The sequence below is a fragment of the Paenibacillus sp. FSL L8-0436 genome (assembly GCF_038593025.1).
Classification (GTDB): domain Bacteria; phylum Bacillota; class Bacilli; order Paenibacillales; family Paenibacillaceae; genus Paenibacillus_AQ.
In genome coordinates this window covers 1,050,059-1,072,319 of sequence record NZ_CP151955.1, presented here as the reverse complement: position 1 = coordinate 1,072,319, position 22,261 = coordinate 1,050,059, and the positions used below count along the sequence as shown (strand labels likewise).

At 53.2% G+C, this 22,261-nt stretch carries 14 protein-coding genes, 1 pseudogene and 1 riboswitch; of the genes and pseudogenes, 3 read left to right on the top strand and 12 right to left on the bottom strand.

Annotation, left to right across the window (positions count from 1 at the left end):
- Positions 1 to 101: 101 nt before the first annotated feature.
- Positions 102 to 302: riboswitch (cobalamin riboswitch) on the bottom strand.
- A 454-nt stretch (positions 303 to 756) separates the two neighbouring features.
- The 7 genes from NSS79_RS04955 to NSS79_RS04925 form a co-directional block, all read right to left on the bottom strand.
- Entirely contained in the window at positions 757 to 3,867 is a 3,111-nt protein-coding gene (locus NSS79_RS04955; protein WP_342438507.1) for a glycosyltransferase, read from the bottom strand.
- Entirely contained in the window at positions 3,864 to 5,126 is a 1,263-nt protein-coding gene (locus NSS79_RS04950) for a hypothetical protein (RefSeq protein WP_342438506.1), read from the bottom strand. The genes NSS79_RS04955 and NSS79_RS04950 overlap by 4 nt, the downstream gene beginning before the upstream one ends.
- A 348-nt stretch (positions 5,127 to 5,474) precedes the next feature.
- Positions 5,475 to 6,110 (bottom strand): hypothetical protein, encoded by a 636-nt coding sequence (locus tag NSS79_RS04945; protein ID WP_038586373.1) that lies wholly within the window; start codon positions 6,108 to 6,110, stop codon positions 5,475 to 5,477.
- A 62-nt stretch (positions 6,111 to 6,172) separates the two neighbouring features.
- Complete coding sequence (locus tag NSS79_RS04940; protein ID WP_342438505.1) at positions 6,173 to 7,450, bottom strand: vWA domain-containing protein; 1,278 nt, start codon at positions 7,448 to 7,450, stop codon at positions 6,173 to 6,175.
- Between the two features lie 603 nt (positions 7,451 to 8,053).
- A complete protein-coding gene (locus NSS79_RS04935; RefSeq protein ID WP_342438504.1) occupies positions 8,054 to 10,459 on the bottom strand; it encodes a transcription initiation factor TFIID in 2,406 nt (801 codons plus the stop codon).
- 4 nt (positions 10,460 to 10,463) lie between these two features.
- Complete coding sequence (locus NSS79_RS04930; RefSeq protein WP_342438503.1) at positions 10,464 to 13,853, bottom strand: tubulin-like doman-containing protein; 3,390 nt, start codon at positions 13,851 to 13,853, stop codon at positions 10,464 to 10,466.
- A 69-nt stretch (positions 13,854 to 13,922) separates the two neighbouring features.
- Positions 13,923 to 15,674: a vWA domain-containing protein gene (locus NSS79_RS04925; protein WP_342440301.1), complete on the bottom strand. Its 1,752-nt coding sequence runs from the start codon at positions 15,672 to 15,674 to the stop codon at positions 13,923 to 13,925.
- 288 nt (positions 15,675 to 15,962) lie between these two features.
- Between NSS79_RS04925 and NSS79_RS04920 the strand changes: the two genes are divergently transcribed.
- The 3 genes from NSS79_RS04920 to NSS79_RS04910 all read left to right on the top strand — a co-directional run bounded on the left by NSS79_RS04920 (position 15,963) and on the right by NSS79_RS04910 (position 18,927).
- Entirely contained in the window at positions 15,963 to 16,115 is a 153-nt protein-coding gene (locus NSS79_RS04920; RefSeq protein WP_156130813.1) for a hypothetical protein, read from the top strand.
- On the top strand, positions 16,108 to 17,031 hold the full coding sequence (locus NSS79_RS04915; protein WP_342438502.1) for a hypothetical protein: 924 nt from the start codon (positions 16,108 to 16,110) through the stop codon (positions 17,029 to 17,031). Before NSS79_RS04920 ends, NSS79_RS04915 begins: the two co-directional genes overlap by 8 nt.
- A 102-nt stretch (positions 17,032 to 17,133) precedes the next feature.
- Entirely contained in the window at positions 17,134 to 18,927 is a 1,794-nt protein-coding gene (locus NSS79_RS04910) for a hypothetical protein (RefSeq protein WP_342438501.1), read from the top strand.
- Positions 18,928 to 19,141: 214 nt separating this feature from the next.
- Here NSS79_RS04910 and NSS79_RS04905 read toward each other — a convergent pair whose 3' ends face one another.
- From NSS79_RS04905 to NSS79_RS04885, 5 genes and pseudogenes are all read right to left on the bottom strand, one after another.
- Positions 19,142 to 19,384 (bottom strand): DUF948 domain-containing protein, encoded by a 243-nt coding sequence (locus tag NSS79_RS04905; protein WP_342438500.1) that lies wholly within the window; start codon positions 19,382 to 19,384, stop codon positions 19,142 to 19,144.
- A 183-nt stretch (positions 19,385 to 19,567) separates the two neighbouring features.
- The gene (locus NSS79_RS04900; protein ID WP_342438499.1) at positions 19,568 to 20,569 is read right to left on the bottom strand and encodes a phosphotransferase; all 1,002 of its coding nucleotides are present in this window, start codon (positions 20,567 to 20,569) and stop codon (positions 19,568 to 19,570) included.
- A 206-nt stretch (positions 20,570 to 20,775) separates the two neighbouring features.
- Positions 20,776 to 21,525 (bottom strand): WecB/TagA/CpsF family glycosyltransferase, encoded by a 750-nt coding sequence (locus tag NSS79_RS04895; protein ID WP_342438498.1) that lies wholly within the window; start codon positions 21,523 to 21,525, stop codon positions 20,776 to 20,778.
- Positions 21,522 to 22,022 carry an NUDIX domain-containing protein gene (locus tag NSS79_RS04890; protein ID WP_342438497.1) on the bottom strand — a complete coding sequence of 167 codons (501 nt, stop codon included), beginning with the start codon at positions 22,020 to 22,022 and terminating at the stop codon, positions 21,522 to 21,524. The genes NSS79_RS04895 and NSS79_RS04890 overlap by 4 nt, the downstream gene beginning before the upstream one ends.
- A 68-nt stretch (positions 22,023 to 22,090) precedes the next feature.
- Positions 22,091 to 22,186: pseudogene (locus NSS79_RS04885) on the bottom strand (HAD family hydrolase); the annotation flags it as partial.
- Between the last annotated feature and the right edge of the window lie 75 nt (positions 22,187 to 22,261).

The window sequence follows — 22,261 nt, the reverse complement described above, 5'->3', positions numbered from 1 at the left end:
GCTAAGGGCGGCCTCGGAAGAATACAAATGAAGCACGGCGGTGCTCAAGCTCCGCGCCCACGTCCATTTGTAATGTTCCGCATTCTTACCCCACGAAGAATAGAAACGTTCAAGAAAAAGGCAGGTCTCCTGGCTTATGCTTCACCGCTTCCCTCCGCCTTCCCATCCTTGCTTCACAGGACAGTGGCACCCTTAAGAGTCGCTCCGCATTTACAGTGGCGGGACCGCGCCGGACTTACACCGGCCTTCCCTTTTAAGCAAATTCTATGGATAGAATCTGCACCCTTTTCACTAGACTATCAAATTTTAATATTCATAATCATATCCACTATTCCCTTGTATGTCTATAGAAAAGCTGTTCCAATGCCGCCCGTTGTCGGCTGATCCCTTTTCGAAAGCATCAAACATACTCTTCGTTGCTCCCAGCCTGTCTGCACGCAGTTCATCATTAGTAGCGGAAAAAATGCCCGCTAAGTTTTGGCTACTCCCACATTAATAAGGATTAGGCGGATTTACACCCGCTATTATTTCGCAAAACGCCTCATCTGGCTCAACCGGATAATTTAGCGGTAATATTTCGTCTTATACCACTTATTCTCAATCTATAGTCCACAATATAGGGAAATATCCCCTTTACTGGGTATGATCTGCAATAACCAACACCGGAGCTCAGTGTAAAAAAAATCCTGAACGCGCATCTACCCTACTCTTTCGGGCAAAACATGCAGTTCAGGATTTTTGTCTATTTATATCGCTTTACTCAGGAGCATCGGTTGCTGCTCCGGCATCATCCGAAGGCGTTGCAGTCGCAGCTGCAGTAGGCTGGGCACTCGGTGTAGGGGCAGCCGTAAGTGCCGGATCCGACTGCAGAGTCAGCTTATAATCGCCCGCGATGATCATGTTGCCTTCGGTCAGCTTAGCCCCCGGTTCCAGATCCACAGTGACTTGGTACGATGCTCCCCCGGTCACACCCGGCGAAGGCGAGGATGATACAGCCGGGGACGCGCCAGCTTCCGTTCCGGCGTTCACATTCCCTGTCGCGCCGGCTTCCGTTCCGGCGTTCGCGTTCCCTGTCGCGCCGGCTTCCGTTCCGGCGTTCGCGGTCTCCGTCGCGTCAACTTCCGTTCCGGCGTTCGCGGTCCCCGTCGCGTCGGCTTCCGTTCCGGCGTTCGCGGTCCCCGTCGCGCCGGCTTCCGTTCCGGCTGACGCATCCGGCGTTGCCGTTCCACTGCCGCCGTTCAAGCCGGCGGCTCCCGCATCCGGCGACGGAGTCAGGCATCGGCTCGACGTCGCCGTGACCTTGTAGACCTCCGGATCCCCACCGGAGGCTGCTACACTGATCTCCGCCGGAGTAAAGGCGGTGCATTCTTCAGCGTCAGCAAAGGTGAACACCAGCCTGCTGCCCGTGCCTTCTCCGCTGCCGCTAAGATACACGGCAGCAGGCGGCTGGCCGCCGTCCGGTGCTGCGCTGCCCTCCGGCAGAGCTGTGTCCGGGCTGTCCGGCCGCAGCAGGCTGATGGCGATAATGACGCCAATCAGTACGATCCCCAGAATGGAGCCGGAGATCAGGAGTTGAAATCGGCTGCGGCTAACCCACCGCGCCAGCGGCGAAGCCAGCTGGGAGCGGGCTTCGTTATATACATTTTGCAGGGCAGGCCCGGCAGCGGAGACATAGCTTTTGCGGAAATCCCTGCTCTTGAAGGCTTCACGGTCGCTGTTCAGGAAATACTTTAGAATCGCCCGGCGGTAGCCCGGGTACAGCTTCTTCTTCGACACCGTGAACAGCCTGTTGTTCTGTGACCAGGCCAGGAAACGGTATACCGTTTCTTTGTCGCCGTCCGCTTTGCGCTTCACCAGATCCAGCAGCGCGTCATAATCCAGCGGGCCGCTCTCGCGGTCACTATTGTGATAGAAAGCGAGCGGCAAGCGCTCAAATGGCTCCACACTTCGCGATTCCTTCAGCCAGCGCCGTCCGAGCAGCTGTACATCATCCAGCTCCTTTGGTGACAATCCGGCAAAAAGTTCCTCATCCGGATTCTCCTCCCCGAACCAGCGGTAGGCAGCGCGCAGCGCATTGGATTTTTGCCTGCTGATGGAATCAAGCGGCGGCTGCCAGTCCGCCGTATCCCGGTAGCGCAGGAACGAAATCTCCAGCAGCTGCTCCTGTGTCAGCTCGCTGAGCGATACCCGGTTCAGCAGGAAGCGGTCCGCTGCTGCCATCAGCTCCTTCAGCAGCGAAAGCGCCTCAGGGTTGAACCCGCTGCCTCTGCGGCGCTCTTTTTCCGCCTTCTCTACAGAGTCGTGAATCGAGGCCACCGCCGCAACCGGATCTTTGTCACGCTGCAGCTTCTCCAGCAAATAATCGCTGATTGTATCACGGACAAACGACTGCTGCAGCGCCTCCGGAAGAAACCGGCCCCAGTGGGCGACAAACCGTAAAATGTCAGACGATTGGGCTGCGGCAGCCAGCCGGGATTCCATATACGGTTCCAGCAGCGCCTTGCGGAAAATAGGCTGGGCCAGCACTCTTTTGAAAAAGGCTGCACTCAGCTCGTCATTGCTCTCAATGATAGTGTAAGCCGCCGCCAAGGTATCATCCCGGCCCGCAGACCGGGCATTCAGCATGCCGTTGATGAAATAATCGACCACTTTGACCCGGTAATGATGGCCCTTCAGCACAAAATACTCCATAAAACGCTCCATAATCTCCGGCTGTGGAATCCCCTTTTGGCGGATCAGGTCATACTCACGGTCGAAGCACTCCAGGAACATATCGTTCAGCCGTACCCGGGACTCCAGCGCCCCCTCTGGCTTGAGGTAGGACAGCAGGCCGCTGAGCACAGCATTTTTGTTCTCCGTGTACAAGCTTTCATTGCCCTGCTCAATCTCATAAAAAACCGCCAGCTCATTATAGAGCGCCAGTTGCAGCTTGCGGTCCACATTCTCACCTAGCAGCAGCGAATCGGCAAAACGGGCAAAGTCATCTAAACTGCCCTTGTTCTTCAGCGTTTTCCATACCAGATCGGCATAAGGCTGCTGCGAGTCGCCGAAATCGGCATTCAGGGTCCGGCCTGAAGCCAGATCAAAGATGAAATCCTTCTCGATACTGCGGTCTCCGGGGCGGAGCGAGCCCTTTTCTACAAAGGTAAGATCGATATATTTGCGGCTTTTTGGCTCGTTTGCATAGGTGAGTACTCCTAGCCTGCGGCGGAAATCATACGGCAAAGCCCCGTAAATAATCTCCGTAAGCTCCAGCGCCCGCTGCGACAGCTCTGCGATGGGAACATCGAGGGCAACATAACTTTTTTTCTTGCTTGCCACAGAGATCATGACCGCCTGCAGCAGCGCCTTGAACAATGCTTCGCTGAACCCGAGGCTGCGCAGCACCGTTAGCGGATCAGCCTGTCCTTCACGCTGTAGAGCCGGAATATCGGCCAGCTCCGGCAAGGTTCCTCCAGGCTCTCCTTCATAACTCCCGGCAAAATCGGCATGCAGCCAATCCCCATAGCCCTGAATAATTTCCTCGGCGCGTGTCGGAGGCACTACAAAGTTATGGGCAAAAAAAGCACTCCGCTGCCCGGTAAAATCAGTCGCCTGATAGCGGCTTTGCCCGATCACCGTGTCGTTTGTTTCCGTATGGAATAAATGCAGCGCAGCCGGATACAGCTCCTCATTTTTTTCGCCGCGCGCCGCCAGCTCAGCCGGGGCATCATAAAGGCAGAAAGGATGAATGATTTTTTTGACAAAATTATTGTCCAGGCTCTCCGACTTCGCTACAGTATCGAATCCTTCGGTTGCCCGGTATACGCCCCGCCGCTCGCGGGTATACATTTGCTGGGTGATCCTGGACCCTGAGAATCTGTTCACGGCCCGTCGCTCCCCTCAATATAGTTCAGCTTATGCAGCAGCCAGATAAAAGGCTCGTCCACTCGGATCGGGCTGACGACACCCTCTATCTTTTGGTTGACCGGATTGCTGCCCAGCGCGGAGACGGCAAAATACCCCGTATTGGCAAAATACACATCCATCGTATCTTTGAACGGACGGTCTACCTTGCCGATAAAGCGGCGGATTTCACCGTCGATGTTCTGGAATTCATCCAGGTTCAGCGTGTTGCGGTGCACATAGTTGTTGAATACATTGCTGTTGGACTTGATGTAGTCGCCATCTTCATCCTTCAGCGAATGCAGCATGTCGCTTTTGGCAAGCACGACGGCCGTCGGGATGTCGGTCTTGCTCTTCTCCTGGTAGGCGATGAAATCGCCGAACATCGTCAGCACCACATCACGCGGCTCATCATACTGTGAGACCCATTCCCCGGGACGGTCGCCGTAATTAATCTTGATCTTCTCCCGGATAGAGCGGATCTGCAGCGGATCGACCATGAACAGGATTCCCGCGGAGTTCTTGATATGCTGGCCGTGCAGCCCAAGGTAATCCTGATCGACCATGCCTTCACCGGCAACATCGAAGAACACCAGTGTCAGCGGCGGCTTCTCTTCATCCTTGAACACAAATTGAAAAATAAACGGCTCCTGCATCTTCTCCTTCTGTGTTGAAGCCAGCAAATCGCCGCGCTCAAACAGCGGTTCTTCGTACAGGGTGCGGAACTTGCGGCTGATTTCGGCATTCAGCGGCATGCAGGCCGCGTCGAAATGCCCAGCAGTCGTATGCTGCAGCGTATGGATCAGCGAGGTCATGTACACCGACTTCCCGACCTGGGAAGCACCGATGATCGAGATAATGTTGCTCGGCACCTTGCCTGCGGTCACAGGGAGCTCATTATGGCAGGACTGGCACAGCCGTCTGCGCGTAAGCACACCATAGCGGTCGGTGAGACCGGTCAGCACATGATCAGTATAGTGGTGATATTCCTCGGGAATATCAGCCGGATTAAGCACAGCCTCCATATCATCGACAGTATCGAGGCCGAAACGCTCACGGTATTTATTCAGTGCATCATCTTCGCCGAGCGCATAGTTCTCATCATCCTCACGGCTGTGCATGGCCCGAAAAACAACGTCCTCCGGCGAAAACTTGGTGAAGCAGTACGGACAGACAATATCATAAAAAAGCGGCCGCGCCTGCGGCTGATTTTTCTTCTTAAATCGGCTGAAAAAAGACATCTCTCATCCTCCTAAAAGTTCTGTCTGCATAACTTGTTAGTAAGTGCCTACAAAACTAAGTTCCAACAATTTGATCTACTATGACCTGCTGTAGTCTAATCTACTGTAACTGTTTCGCTTTACTTTACTTTACTTTACTTTACTCTTCTCTGCCTCGCTCTGCGTCCGCATGCAGCTTAATGATAACTGCACTTTGTACAGCTATATCAACGCTCAGGCCCACCGCTCCACTTTTACCTGCACTTTGTACAATTATAGAAGAGCGAATGGCATACTTTACCGGCTTCCCCGAAATATAGATGTACAAAATACAATTAAACCTGTCATAATTACAAGCTCAACACCGGATTACTCCGGCACCAGCTCATAATACAATCCGTACTTACGGCCATCCGTAAAAAAGATGCGTACAAAATCCTCCTTGCCGATTTCAATCGGCGGAAGGACGCTTCTCCCGGCGGGGAAATCCTGCACAAACGGAAAAAGGATGCCGTCCTCTTTAGAAGCCGGATGCCCGCCCCGTTTCTTGACGTAGCACAGTACATCCTTCGGCACCGGCACTTCGGCGGAAATCGTCATATGTACTGTTTTCAGCTTGCCGAACAGTGCTTTTTTCTGCTGGATGGAATAATAAATCCGCGCCTTGCCTGCACTGACCAAGGCACGGTTCTCGCCATCCGGCTGGCGCACCAGCAGCGTCTCTCCGTTCTCGGTGAGCCGGACAAATATGGTATAGACCACCTGGCCGATATCATCCAGCCTGTCGCGGTATCCATTATTCGCTTTGTACTCCTCGCGCGTATACAGCTTCATGCCGGAGGGCGGAAGCTCTCCGCTATCCGGCGCTTCTGTAGACGCCTTGTGAATACAGACCGCCTGAACGCCATCCGGCCAGCGCCATCGCAGCGTACAGAACCGGTCCTCCACCCGGGAGACCACATCCGCAATAACCGGCGTGGAGGAATGAGCCTCGGCGTACCTCATGACTGTAAACTCCTTTCACTATCCCTATCGTTTGGCATGTTCACTATCTGCTGTCCATACTTTTAGAACCCCTTGCTGCCCCTGTTTCTGCGCGGTGAGTGGAAGCCCTCCGATGACGGTGCTGAGGCTGCAGCATTTCTTTCACCTCTGCGGGATAATCGTCCCTCCCCAACCGGCACAACAAAGGTGAACAAGGAGATAATCGCAGCCAGAACAAGCAGGGCGATCAGACGGATGATTGCATCCCAGTAAGAATGCCCGCTGAGGCCGAATTCAAGGATCAGTCCGGCGAATAGACCGGATACTGCACCGCCTACTCCGAAGCTTTTAGCAAGGTGGCGGTTATCGAACACAATACCAAGGCCAACGCCCAGAGTTATGCCGATCAGCATAAGTGCCAAAATACGAACTACAGCATAATACGGACTATCGGCGGTCGCATCACTGCGCTCAGTGAGCAAGGTCCGGTCTCCCAAGCGGTCATAAATTTGCTGGAACACATCACCCAGCCGGTTCGCATCTGTAACATCATAGTATTGCCCGCCGGTAACGGAAGCGATGTCTAGCAACAAATTGGAGCCGGAAGTATCGTCCAGCGCCAGTCCAATAGTATTAACCGCGATGCCGCGCTCCACGTACTCGTTAAGTTCCGTAGCGGTATTGAACTGACTGAATCCGTCGGACAGCAGGATTACCATTGCTCCGCGGCCGGCTTTATCGTCACTGTTAATAACGTTCATAGCTTCTGTGAGTGCGCCGCTGATATTTGTCCCGCCCTCCGTCGTCTGCAAACTGCTGATTACAGCCGATACTTTCTCGCGGTTCGCCGAACTGGAGAGTGAAATCAACGGCTGAACAACCGAAGACTCGTCGCTGAAAGTTACTACAGCCACCTGATTATCTTCGTCCATCTGCCGCACCAGCGCATCCGCAGCCGCATAGCGGCTGTTGTCAGGATCACTCTGCATCATACTGCCGGAGTCATCAATGACCATTACGACATTTTTGATCGGCTTGATTCCGCCGAAGTTCAGCTCGTACACAAACTCTGTTAACACGCCTACTCCAAGCATTAGAACGAGTGTCAGCGGGAGCAGCTTCCAGGACAAGCCCAGATAACGCTGCTTCCAGGACAAGCCGTTCAGCCTTGGAGAGATCATCTCCGCAATCAGACAGCCAAGCCCAACCCCAAGTGCCACAATGGTAAAATAGATTCCGACAAGCACAATCGACGGCAGGTCATAGGGCCTGCGGCTAAGCAGTAGCTCACCGAGAACAAAGGCCACTCCACCGCCCAGCAGGCTGAAGAAGAACAGGAGCAGATTGATTTTTCGCTGCATCGTTATTCATCCTTTCCGGGAACAACTAAAATTTGATATTTATAATTACCGGAGCAGCCAGCCGGTCATGCTGTGGGCATTCTAGTCCATGGCAAAAACGGCGGCGAAGGAACTCCCTTTGTATATTGTAATGATACTCAATGAGCCTGGCTATGAAATTACAGTATTAGCAAGTGGAAACGGCTTCGCCGTCCTCAAAAGGACGGTAACCGTTTCAGCGAGAAATAGAAGGATAATTTATAGCGTAAAGCATATAAATTCTTATCTTTTTAAAAAAAGTATAGTCTGGAGCATACTCCTAAAGGTCTCTTCTTGGATTGATTCAGTAAAGGGATGACACAAGCGATTCTGCTGCACTATGTGCAATAGAATTACCTCCAAAACGCTGGAAATTCAATTCTATTGCACTTCCTGCAGTAGAATACAGTAGAAACCGTCTCAAATCCCGATTTCACCAAAGTCTGCTGTAAAAAGTGCAACAGAACGCCTTACGTGAGCCAAATGAGCCGATTCTGCTGCACTTTTTACAATAGAAACGCTCGCTCATCTGAGAAGAGAAGCATACACAGCCGTCCATTCTGTGCCTGTGCCTGTGCCCGTGCCTTAGCGCAACTCCGGGAGCTGCTCAGCTTCAACGCCGTGGAGCCGGTAGCCGCTTGTGGCGTAGGTCTCATAGTAGACCTTGCCGTTGCGGTAATAGAGCAGGTCCTCCAGATGGAAACCGCCCATCAGGTTCAGCTTCTCGACTCCGCTCCGGCGCTGCTCATGCACGAAGCCGAGCCGGTAGATGCGGGTCGTCTCGTCTGCACCGAAGGCGTAGCGCAGGAACTCGGATCCACTGTCGCCGAAGAAATATTTCTCCTCATGCCGGTGCTCCTGCGTATATTCGAACAGGCGGACATTGATGTTCGCCTCCTCTTCCAGGCTCCGGTACAGCCGCTTGAACAGCTCCTCCTTGGACACGATCTCGCGGTTCTCATAAGCCGCCGCGACATTGGCCCGCCGCAGCAGCTCTTCCTCGAAAGGCAGCGCGAACGGCTCTGCCGCCAGCAGTTCCCTCCGGCAGATCTCAATCAGCCGTTCGGCGACTGCCGCTCCCCCTTGCTTGAGCAGTTCCGAAAGGCTGCCCATAAAACGCTCGCTGAAGAAGATGCCGGCACCACGGCGCGCTTCCATGTCCTTCATGACCTCTTCCGTGACGGTACGGTAATACTCCATAATGTTCCGGTCCACTGTCTCGTTGCTGCGGCCGATATTATTCAGCGCAAGACTGCGCAGTTCTTCCTCCAGCGCCTCCATCGTCTGCACCTTAGCCTTGCTCTCCAGGTGCAGCTGTTCCAGTGCGGCATCATATCGGAGGCAGAGCGCAAGCTCGCTCTCAAGACGCAGAATCTCGTACTTTCCGCCATAGACCCGTTCAAATAAATAATGAATGAAATTGCGCACCGTCCGTTTATCCAGCAGCGGCACCCGCTGGAACGGCTGGCGCTCCACGCTTTCCGCGTAGAGCCGCTCCAGCTCCTCCTGTGCGGAGGATAACGCTGAGCGCAGGCCGTTCATATGCTGGCGCAGCGCATGCAGCACACTGCCGCCGGCTTCGCCCTGCCCGGCGGTCCACTCCGCCAGCTGATAGAACGTCACTGGCGGAACCGCCGTCTCCTGGGCCGCCAGAACAGCGGCCCATTCACGTGCAGGATTTACGGCTGCTGTGCGTCCGGCGGATACCTCCGCAAAGTTGCGGCGGAAATAAGCCTGCCCGCCGTCACCGAAAAGCAGGTCCTCCGCTTCGCGCAGTGACAGCTGCTTCAGTTCGCTGAAGGACGGTCGTCCGTGGCTCATCAGCCCGGTCATTTCCGCAATTCCGGCTTCATCCGGCAGCAGTGCCGCCGCACGTTCACGCAAGGCCTCCGGGTTTAGCCCAAGCAGCGACTGCCGCTCACGCAGAGTCCATGCAGCGCCGCCTCCGCGCAGTTCCTCCGCAAGATAGCGGAAAGCGTGGTACAGCACCGTCAGCGCAATCTGCTTATTGGGTCTGCGAACGGCGGAAAAACCGGCGGACGCATACCCCTGCCTTCCCGTACTGCCCCTGATGCCGCTCTTAAAGGTCATATTGTTATAGCCGCCATGTCCGGTGGCGTGGTCCGTGGAGGGCCGCACCCGGTTCTTCAGCAGGCTGATATGGGCGATAATCTCATAATTATCGTCCATGCCATGCGGGGACATCATCCCCCGCTCGTTCTTGTCAGAGAGCAGATAGACGAGATCAAACAAGGCGGAGGGGCCATGGGCGACCGGAATGGACAGCCCTTCTTCGGTTACAAGCAGCGGCGCTTTGAACGTATAATCCGTAAGCTGCATCCCGTCCAGCTCACGCAGAAAAGCCAGCCCTACCGAACTGGAATAACCGAAATTCTCCCCCTGCTCCCGCTCGTTGATCAGGGCGTAAAGATCGGTCTGCACCGACTTGAACGACTGCCCGAGCACTGCGCGGGCCAGCAGGGCAACTTCCGGCAGCAGCACATTAAGCGGGTCATCGACCCGCGTAATGATGGACAAATGGATGACGTCAAAAGAAGAATACAACCGCCCATAATCCGCTATGCTGTTGCCGAGCTGCCGGAGGGTCCGGTTCATCCCAGCCAAATAACGGCTGTCTTCGTGAAATTCGCGGTAGATGTCATAGCGGACCGTGCGGGGATCACGCCCCGCCGTTTCCGGCAGGGCCATGCTCATCACCCGCTCCCTTCCGCCTTCACCACCCTGCACCTGACTGCGGCCCTGTTCCTTGCTGCCTGCAGGCGCTGCATGCAGTGCCATCACGCCGCCGGCATTATCCCATTTCCGTTCGCAGCTGTCCAGCACCGGTCCGATGGCCGGTGATACCTTGTCGCCCAGGAACAGAAACAAGGCCGGATAATGGATGCTGCTGCGTCCATCCCCTTTACTGCGCTGCGCTTCTTCCTGCGCCGCATATTGCTGGGCATAACTTAATGCTTGTGCTTTAATCATAGGCTTACTTCAGCTTTCTGCGGATGCTGCCAAGCTTGCCGGTCAGGCTCTTGTAGAAGCTGTACATTTCATCGCCGTCCGCATGCTCCACCCGCTCATATTCCAGACTGTCACGCGCCTCCAGGAAGGAGACATACATGCCTTCCAGCTTGTAGAGCAGCGGGGTGACATCCTCCGCAGCGGTCATTTCACCGGCGCGGCGGGCCGCCTTGCGCAGCAGCAGACTGCGGCTCTTCTCATCCAGCGAGCGGAAATGGCGGTATACCGCATACTCCACATAGCTGCGTTCCTTCATTAAGTTGGCGAAGGGTTCCCAGGCATCTTCGTCCTCGTCACGGCCATAGACGTAAAGCGCGCCTTTTTTGGTGATCGTATCGGTGTACAGGGCTTCGATGAACTGATCCAGCCATTTGTCTTCGTCGATATATTGATGCAGCAGTGCCTCAAGCTCAGCCGCCTTCGCGGTCAGCGCCTCGTACTTCGCCAGCTCTTCACGCACACGGGTGATCAGCTGCGGGGAACGGATCAGATTCTCCTGGGCCAGTTCTTTATTAATGCTGCCAAAAATATCCTTGATCCCTTCGCGCTCCAGCCCATTCTGGCGCAGCGCCTTCAGCTCGTCGGTTGCCTTCTTCACTTCCCCGAGATTCGGACGCGAGGAGTCAAGCTGCAGATCATAGCCGCTCAGGAATTTAGCCAAGTCGAACGGCTTGGTGAATACGACCGAAAACCGGCTGCTCGTATTTTCATCCAGCCCTTTTTCGATAATAACCCCGCTCTCCAGTGCTTTCGCGAAATCGGCGCGAACTCTGGCGTTGTAATCACGCACACGGGCGTTGACATAGGTATCGCCCCATGATTTTTCCGGAATCGGAGACGGCAGGTAGGTCCAGTTGTTCTTGTCAGTCATCACCAGATGGCGGCCGATGCCTTCCTTGTCGAGGATGGTACGCTCATAGTTCTCCTCGAACACCCGCAGCGGCGTATACACAAACAGCGGTACCCCATTGCGCGTATTCAGCCAGAAAATCCGGTTCTTCACCTGGCTTTCCTTGATCGTAAACTGCGATTTGCCCAGCGCATTATTCTGATAATTGCGGATCCCCTTCAGGATGCCCGGTGCCTTAACCGGCACAGATACGAATCCCCACGACGGGAAGTGCAGGCTGCCGGAGCTGTTGCTGAGATGGAAAATCGGCACAGCGTCCTCATCCAGGCGTCCGGCGATAATCCGCTCCACGAACTTATCCAGCGGCTCCTCGCGGCCGTATTTCATGACCAGGAAGTCCTCCATCGAACGGGTAATGAGATCGCCGAACTTATCACTCAGGAATTCAGAGATGGAACGCACAATGTCGATCTCCTGTTCTTTGACCCAGCGGCCGGAATGCTTCAGCATTTCCCGCGTGAAGTCACGGATCAGGTCATCGCCGTCCTTCTGGTCCATTACCTTCGAGATCGTCGCCGAAATATCCGGCACATTGACGATATTCCAGTAGTAGGTTTTGTTGCCTTTATGGTCGGCCTGCTCATCACCGTTAATCAAAATATCGCCGTTCTTCTCAAAGATCGTGCTGAGCGCACTGAGAATCTCCGTAAACACACCGTAAATCCGGTTGTTTTCTTCATTCAAAAGCTCAAACAGATCCTCGTAGAATTCGATCATCTGCTCCGTGCGCTCCACATCGGCATGCAGCCAGTACTCGTTGATTTTGGCTTCGATGTAGGCATTTTTCTTCTTTTCCTTGGAGACAAAAGCGCTCCGCGCATCTCCCAGCTTCTCCTCCGCACTCTCCTGCGCCGTCTCGATATCGCGCGGAAGTCTCAGCAGGCTCTCGCGCAGCGCTTCGATATAGGACTGGATCAGCTTCAGAATACAGAAGCCCTTCTCGGTATAAAGCAGGCGGGAGACATAAAACGGTCCCTGCTCAGGATGAAGGAAGATACGCTCCAGCTCCTCACCGAAACGTCCGGTGATTTCGCCCGGCAGCTGCTTCTTGGCCTTGATATATTCTTCACGCGCCCGGGACAGGAAGTTCTGCTCCAGCTCCGTATCCATGTCAACGACCTGGTTCTTGATCACATTGGCATGGCCCAGACGTTCACTGTTCTGGTAGCCGGGCAGCGGCTCCGGCACGCGGGATTCAAAGGTTTTGATCATGGTGTCGAGGTCGATGCCCAGCTTGCGGGCCAGCTTCTCCACATCCTCCTGCCCCGGTGCCTGCTGGAACATCTTGTCCATCTTGTCGAACAGGCGGAAAGCCAGATAGGTGGTCATTTCCTCAATCGGCAGAACGGCGGAAGAGGCCCCGATAATGTTGTATTCATAGTTGGCCGGATAGGTCTTGTTCATCTGCGCAATGTTCGTGCGGATGTTGCTGATATAGTCGTGGATCGCAAATTCCTCACCCGACTGCTTTTCCTCGCTGGCCATAAAGTTCGTGATATTCTCCGCGGTTACATTCATGCAATAATCGTAGGCGTTCTCCAGCAGCTTGCCTTCGGTATTGGTCGCCGAGATCAGATGGCACAGATTGAACGGAGGCAGCGGCGAATTAACCGTCAGTATATTGCCGTATTGCTGGCGGAACCGTTCACCCCGGCTGTCCACATTCATCCAGTAATCCAGCTCTTTGAGCGCCGCATACCCGTTCTTGCGGATATATTCGCGTGTATGCTCGCTGAGGCTCTTGTTTGCCAGGTTCACGTCCGGCGTGAACAGATATCCCAGTGTGTTCACCCGGTCAACACCGGCCGCGCCGTAGTCGCGTTCTATAATCCCGCGCACGATATAAGCAATATCAAGGAACGAGCCGCTTCCTGTTCCCCCGGACAGTCCGGTGAGCAGGAATACCATCAGCTTCTTGCTGGTGCCGACGGACAGCGTCTTGATCTTCTTGTCGATGGCGCCCACAACCTGATTGATCTTCGTAAACAGCAGCAGCCGTCCAGCCTGGCGCACCCCTGCGGCACCGTTCATTCCGTCGGTAATGCTCAGCTCCGGTGACAGCCATTCTGTAATATACGGGTCGAGAATGCTGCGGTTCTGCAGCAGTCCGCCGATCTCGGCATTGGCCAGCAGCACAAATTCATTCTGCGGATCGAGGCCGATGCCTTTGTATTTTTTACCGCGGTCCTGCTCATTGGTCTCAAATGCCAAAAACTCCACATTGTCCGGCTTGTCGCGTTTCTTCTTGGAGAGCGGATCTTCCGGCAGCTTGAAGCGGCGGTTGATCTGGTATTTCAAGCGCAGCAGGGCATCAATGCCCGTGCCGCCGAGGCCGATGATCAGGATCGGATTATCTATCGTGTCTACTCTGATTTTGTCGCTGACGATCCCTCCGCCAAGCGATACATCCAATTGCTGAATATGCTCTCTTACTACCGGTTTCATAGGTTTTCCCCCTAGTCAATTTGAAAAATTCCAGTTACAGGAACTCCCCATACCACTAACTTCTCAGCCTTATATTAAATACTCCAGCAAAATCGTCTTATCTACCGTCTGCAGCGCCACGGAAATACGGTCGCCGCTCTTCAATTCTAGTCCGCGCGAGGTATCGGCCACACGGCCCGATCTTTCCACGGATATACCTTCCCCGCCGCGCAGCAGCAGGCGGTCATTCTTGCCCGGTGTGAAGACGAGCTTCTCGCTCTCCTTCAGCTCCGGCGCCAGCTGCAGCAATTGGTGAAGGGTGAATTTCCCCCGGAATGCCGACAGCTTCTTGTACTGCGGATAGGTCTTCTCTCCGGTATTCCCGTCGAGTACCTCCACCACCATCTGCCCTACAAAACCTCGGGTCGAATTCTTGCGCAACAGCCAGAATGCAACAGCCGCAGCGAGCAGCAGCACGATGCCCCCAATGATAAAATACAGCGTCTTTGAAGAAGACTTCTCCAGAGCAGGTTCTTCCCCACCCGGCTTTGTTCCCGCTGCCGGTGGGCTTGTAGCAACCGTCCCCGTCTTGGCGTTGATCTTGAGCACGTCGCTCTCACGGTAGAAGCTGCTCTCCTCCGCCCGGACCTTCAGCTCATACTCATGGCTGTCCTTGAGTTCAAAGGTGCCTTTGAAGACCGCTGCGGAGTTATCCAGCGGAATCTCCTGCACATCGCCTGTATCCAGATCCGTGGCGAGCAGTACCGCCTTCATATCTTGATACAAATTACTGAGCGTTACCTGAGCACCATTGCTGAACAGGTGCGAGGAAATCTCAACTTTATCGCCCTTCTTGTAAGTTGCAGCGGAAGGCAGCGCATCAATCTTAAGCTCCAGATCATAGTTGAATACGAGATTGATATCGATCTTATCCTTCGGCACACCCTTCACCTGGAGCTTCCAATCCCCCTGCTCCGGTGAGATCAGCTTGATCAGGCTATAGCTGCTCGATTTGGACAGCAGGACATCGTCCGACGGGATAGCTATAGACTTCCCCGAAGGATCCTTCAGCTTCGCGGTAACCGGCTGGGAGGACATAATGGATATATTCGCTTCCAGCACACTGCTGTTAGGAACATTGACCGTAACCTCCTGATAGCTTCCGTTCGCCGTAATCGACTGTACAGGCACGACCTTCAGCTTCAAATGGCTGGCAAAAATTTCACTCAGGATCTGCGGCAGATCATCGGCCGAATCCGTTGTGAATGCCTTGCCGCCTGTCTTGTCAGACAGGCCTGCCAGAATTTCTTTATTCAGCTTGCCATCAGCATTGAGCCCTATAGTATAAACCGGGTATCCTTTCTGCTTGGCTGTTTCTATGGCAGCATCCAGTTCCTGATCCGACTGGCTCTGGGTCCGGCCGCTTGACTCATCCAGATCATTGTTGCCGTCAGCCAGCATGACGATCATTGGCTCATGACCCGGGTCGCTGCCGTTCTCCAGCACCTTGACAGCCTCTTCCATCCCTACGGCGATATCCGTGTACGCCCCGCGGCTTAGACCGTCGATGAAATCCTTGAGGTCCTGCTTATCACCGGCAGAGCTGATTTGCAGCAGCGCCTTCTCCCGCTGCACCTTATCGGTGTAGGCTACGATACCAACCTTATCGCCTTGGGCAGACAGCATATCTATAAACATTTTCATCGCTTCGTTCGCGATCTTGTTCTTGTCACTCTTATTCATGGAGTTGCTGACATCAATCAGCAGTACGGCGTCAATATGAGATGGCGCGGCAGATGTTGCAGCGCTGGCCTGCAATGACGCAAAGGGCGCAGCGGCCATGAACAGAATCAGCAGCAGTAAAGGTACAACACGCTGCAGCATCGTTGGACTTGTTCTTCTTAGGTGTAAATGTGTACGAAGCATAAAGATGGCTCCTCTTGTGTTATATTCGGGTTATGCGGCAGGGTAACGGTATAGCTAAAATCTGTAAATAGTATGCCATTATGATATAATTAAACCTTGTAAACTTCAACTTTAGGACCGCAGGACCGGCAACCGGGTGCATAGAATCGTCATTCTATCAGCCCCTCCAGACCGCTGTGCTTCCAAGAAGAAAGGAAGAGTTCCATGATTTCATACGTCATTCTCGGGATTACGTTTCTATATGCCGTAATTCAGATCTCCTTGTATGCTTCACGCCAGCGCAAGCCGCTTACCCGTGACGACATCGACGAGAGGCTGCTCGCCGCACTGAATGGAGGCGATCCTGCCCGTGAATAAGAAGAAACCCGTAACTTTCCGGCCCTTCAAGGCTCCGCGTTATGCGCATGATAACCTGCGCGTCTGCCGCCATTGCGGACGTTATACCGCACTAGGCGAAGAGCGCTGCGGCAAATGCGGACGTGCCGCCCTGACTCCGGTGGAGAAGCAGGCCACCTCCATCGCAGGACGCAAAATGCACACCCGCCTGCTGCTCATCCTGCTGCTCACCCTGGTCTCGGTCTATTTCGGCGAGAGCTTGCAGCAAATGGTATTGTGCGCTGCAGGAGGAGCCGTTCTAGCCGGACTTCTATTCTATACGCAGCGGAAGGTAAGGCAGAACCAGAATCTTTATGCCCTCAATGAACTGCTGGGACGAAATATCATTAACATCAAGGAGGGCCTGGAAATCAACCGCCAGGAGGCTGTATCCGTACTGCGCGAGAATGATGTGCTGGCCTACGAGAAGCTGCGCGAAATTTCCATCCTGCTGCGCGGCGACCGGATTGCCCGCCAGCGTATTGCCCTTCTGCACGGTTTCCAGCTGCGTAAAGATATGTACCTGGAGCTTGAACAGCTGCTGCTGAAGGATTTCGAGCCGCTACTCGCAGAATATATCGGCGAAATCGCCAAGGTCCGGCCTGACCTTATCAAAGACCGTACGCTGCGCTATGTGAAGAATTATGAAGCTCAGATTCTTGAAATGGATAAAGGTGCGGCCATCCTGGTCGGTGTCGCCGGAGCGGCTGTACGCCTGAAGCGTTACGCGCTGCTCTACTCCGGAATGATCGGAAGATACATACAGGATCTGCCCAAAGACCGTTTCCTGCGCTTATCCAGGCTGATCTCCGCCAGCCCCTATGAAGCCTGGAACGGCCTGGATCTTAAGGTGGCGGAAGTCCGTGAAGCCAAATACCGGTGGGACCCTGAATCTTGAGTAAAGTACTGCAATATTTAATAGTACTTTAAACAAGAAGAAGCGGCTGCACCGTCCAAAGTCAGGACGGTACCGGCTCCGCGAGAAAGGGGCTACTATAATATGACGTTTAAACAAGCCATATCCCTGCGGAATATATTGATCATTTTGTGTACATTCATCCTTATTCTGCTTGGACAGAAGGCATTTAGAATCGAAGACAAGATTAAGGCCGTGCATGAAGGCGACCGGCTGTATGCCGCCGGCGATCTGATTGCCGCAGAGAACCAGTACCGCCAGGCAGCCGCGAATCCTTCCATCCTCTATAAGGAAGAAGAGGTTGCAGCGAAGCTCAAGGAGCTGGCCCCCATAACAGCAATCCGCAGCGGACTAAAGACACTGGTATTAAAAGTGTCCCAGCAGCTGGATACAAAGGATTTTACCGGGTTCATGGAGAGTTATGCTGCTTTGCTTAGCCTGAAAACTGAGTATATGCAGCCGGGAGGGTCTTATGAATCCTATTATCGCCGCTTGTCGGCGGATTCAGGCCTTTCCGGCCAGTTCTCAGCCGGGTTCCAGCAGTTCAAGAGCCAGTTTCTTACCGAACTGGGGGCCAGTCAAAGCGGCAGCGTCAATGAAGACAGCGGGGACAGCTTCAAGTGGAATCTGCTGCGGATTCCTGATGCCTTTTATGGAGGGAGCACAGCCAAGGAGAAACTGCTGGCCGGGTCCTTCCAGACTCATGATACGGTTAAACTCAAGGAGCTGGCGTCGGCCGGAAGCTTCGATGTTCTGCTGAATTCCGCCTTGTCCATGATGGATGCCTACAACAGCCACACCTATAATGCCTCATGGGTACAGGAGCAAGCTGAGTCCAGCGCAAAGAAGATGCTCGGCGGCGATCTGGACAGTGATTCCTATGCCGCCTTTACCGGGCATGCCGTAAGCTACCGCAAATATGCTGCCTCTGCCGGTATTGATTCATCCAAGGTGCTTACGTTAATAGACAGCGGCTTAGCGAAGCTGATGAAGAGCGCTGCACGTTTGGTCCGCGGCGGCCAATATGCTGAAGCGATCCGGCTGTACAGCGACCTCACCGGACTTCAGGACACTGCAGAAGACATTGCCGCTGCCAGGATCGCCTGGAATGCTGCGGAGCCTGTCCGCCTGCTGCCGGGCGGTGAGGAGCAGGGCAAATATGCCCATGTCGTCTCCGTCACCGGAAGATACGGAGCCAAGGTAGCTGTAGCCGGAACAGACAGCAGCGGAGTCCTCTACTTCGCGGATATGAGCGAGGACGGAATTGTCTCGACAAGGACCGGCGAAGTCATTGCGGGCTTCGGGAATCTCCGCAGTCTTACTTTTGATGATACGCTGTCTGCCCTCTCCGAAGTGCCTGTGGTCGTCGCCGAGAGCAGCCGTGAGGATGGGCGCACCTCTTTTACCGCTTATCAGATTAAGCCGGAGGGAATCTCCCAGCTCTTCTCGTTTGCCGGAAACAGCTATACGCTGCAGCCGGATGATGATCATGCTATTTTCGTTGAAAATGCAATTGTAGACAATGGTGGAGACGGCCTGACCGCGGTATACCGATTAATAGAGGGCGTCTACCAGTTCTCCGAGATTCATCAGGAACAGGAATATCCACAGATTTCCGCTACCGAGCTGGAGCTTCATCCCTTTGAGAAGGTTACCCTGCATTGCGATATCTATATTGATTCTTCGGGCAGATCCGTTGCAAGCTCCGATGGACGTCTTATTGTCCTTCAGGGAAATACCGGATCGGTTACGGGGTTAGCCCGGGTGAGCGGTCAGTTCCTGAACAGTTTCGAATACGCAGAGACAGATACAGGAATGCAATACTTGCCCGTGTTCGTGGCAGACTCCTTGGAAAGCATGAGTGTAGTCCTCCCTTAAGCTGCCAATAATACTTCTATTAAAAAGACGTAAGAAAGTAACGGAGGATTGCCGTTAGTCTCTTACGTCTTCTTTTTCGGGGATTGTCCAAAAAAATCTATGATCGCCAAACAGCTGCAGCCTTCTTACGGCGTGCTGCGCTCCCGCTTCCTACTTTTCTTTTCCGGTTCAGCAGACGTTTATAACGCTTCTGCGTATACAGAACATCGGCGGCCTACGTAATCGTTTCCTTAACCTCACCGAGCACCTCTTTGGTCCCTTCTACGGACGCCTTCATCCGCTGCACCTCGGATTTCACACGATCCGACCGCATTTTCACCTCATCCTTACTCTCCTGAATATTGGCCTTGATCTCATCCATCGGCTCCTTTAAGCCGTCTACCGAATATTTGACACCATCCAGCGACTGCTTCAAGCCGTCGATACTTTTCTTAAGTTCTTTCAGCGGATTACCCAAACGTATCCCTCCTAATTTCCCTCTATATAAATTGAACTTATAATTCTTCTATTTTGGGATTGTCCGTGGCTCCAGAAAATATTTGGACTTCCGGCCGCCACTTTTCCCTAAATGTAATTCTCAAGCTCAATCTATACACTAATACTTACCCAGAACGGTTAAGGAGGATTCACCACCTGCTGCTTATGAACTGAATAAAGGCTGGGTCACCATCTTCATGTATTTTAGCAAATCCGCTTTCGCTTGTTCATTATGCTCCCACACCCCAAGGTTCCAGCACATGAAACGAAGCCCCAAGTATCGGGAAGCTATGGAGAACAGCTCTGCATAACGTGGCTCTGGAATGTCTAAGCCGAAATTGCCCAGATAGGTCCGGTAAGCACTGGCCTGCTGCAGGCTGCCGCACCGCATCGGAATGTCCATGAACAGTGAGCCGTAGCGGGCTTCCTCCCAGTCAATAAAATACACGTTCTCATTGTTATGCACCAATACGTTGCCGGGATTAAGATCATTGTGGATCATCGTATGAGTGCTTGCATCATTGATCACAGCAGACATCTCCTCAACGATGCCATCGGCGGCTTCCTCTATTCCGGAGATGACATCCAGCCCAAACGTCCTCTCAAATGCCGGATTGTCCTTAGCGATATTCCACGAATATCTCCATTGCTCATTGATTATTTCTGCAATATAGGCCTCATCAACCATAGGCAGCCACGGCAAATCTTCCCTGCATCCCATATTGGCCCGATGAATGTAGGCCAGCGCCAACATTTCTCTGTCCTGAATGGGTGCAATATCCAGCTTGGCGTAAGCCGTATCAACGTCCACGTCCTGAATAACCAGCAAACTGCGGCCCTCGTTCAGCGGATGGTTCGACAAGCTATACGGCACATTCGCTGCCTGTGAATATAATCTGGACAGTGCCGACCGCTCAATAAAGGTGGCTTGCTTGGAATACAGGTAGATGCCTGGTACCTCAAGAGAGATAGTTGTTGTTCCGGTGGGACCGGTTTCATTTTCAGCTGTCATTTTCCAATTTATTTTATGACGCGACAATCCAACTGCCTGTGATCCCGCGCCTATAGGAATATTCTCAATACCCAGTACCTGAATATCCGGGGAAATGAAGCAGTATATTGTATCTTTTATCAGTTCGGTCAATTTACTGTTATCTATACTCATAGGTCATCTTCCTTTGCAACGAATACAATAGCGATAATCATGAACAAAAGCTCTTTCTAGCGGCGGTAGGTATGCTCGGCAAAAGCAGCCCTAACATAACCTTCCGCTCCCGACGAAATCATTGAAATCAGTTGCAGGATCTTATTAAATTCTGTCTCATCCATCTTCCTTCCGCCCTCACAATCTGTTATGGTTACGAATCCCCGTCACTTTCTGAGCATGGTCCGGTACACAAATTTGGGCAACGCGGACTGCCTGCGCCAGCGGGATTTCTGTCCTTTGGCAACGGGAGCGAACAACAACCGGTGCGCCCATTCCAGGTTAAGCTTCTTCCAGATCACCGGTGCCGGCTTCACTTTTCCCGAGAGTACATCCAGGCTGCCGCCAACTCCAAAAACAAGCTTAACGCCAGTCAGCTCCTGCTTATGCTTATACAGCCATTTATCCGAATACGGTGCACCCATCGCAAGAATGAGAACATCCGGCTTGCTGCGCTGAATGTCTGCAAGTATCCCCTGCTCCTCTGCTGCATTAAAAAATCCATGATGTCTGCCGGCAATCTTCACCTGCGGATAGGAGGTATTGATCTTCTCTACCGCCTGTCTGCTGGTGATTTCATCGGTTCCCAGGAAATAAAAGCTCCAGCCCAGCTCATCCCCCTTCTCCAGCATCCTGAGCAGCAGGTCATAGCCTGTTACCCGCTCGGGAATCGGTTCGCCTTTTCTTCTGGCAGCCAGTACGATGCCGATCCCGTCAGGCACGATTAAGTCCGCCGAGCTGATGATTTCCTGAAGCAGTTCATCGGTTTGACTGGCTAACGTAATCTCAGGATTGGCCGTTATTAGATGAAAGAGCCTGTCCTGTCTATTCTGAACTTGCTCGGCTAACCGAAGCGTAGTTTCCTCAAGCGTCAGCTTGGAAAATGGAACACCTAGAATCGAAACGATATCGTTCATAAATTATTTCCCTCCCAGTCCTCCAGCACATTCCAGCCCATCGCAGGTTCTCCATGGAAGGAGTGCATCGAGCCTACATAAACATGGTTGTGATGAATCCCTGTCTCCAGGTAATGCCGCATCACTTCTTGCGTTGAGGCGGTTACATGCCGATCGGCAATTGTACTGCGATTCACCCACAAGAGCCGGCCTTCTTCGCTTTCAATTAAGGTGCTATCTGCCCGAACGTTTCCGGTGTATATGTACTGTACACGAATTTCTTTATCATCCTTGATTCTATGAATAATGTATCTGAGGTCCAGGCTGTCCATCACCTGTTCTGTCAATCCTGTTTCTTCTTCAACCTCCCGTAAGCAGGCCTGCCTTGGATCATTGATTTCACGGGCTTCCATATGCCCGCCGATGGGCACCAGATATCCGGGTAGAAAAGAGCTGCCAGACCGCTTTTGTAGAAGCAGCACCTCCTGTTTATCATTAAATAAGAAAGCTACTGCCATTGGTCTAATCCGCACCATCATCTCTCCCCTAAATGAACCCTATTTAAATGACACCATACTTTTGCAGCCAGCTTTCCAAGCGCTTCTTTGGTGCTGGACGGCATACATCCGTCAACTTCACTTAAGAGCGTGCCATCCACATCAAAAAACACTATTTTGTACATCCTCCAGAACCACTCCCTGATTCATCGCTATGAAGAGCATCTTCGCACTCCAAATATTTACATACTCATTCTCAC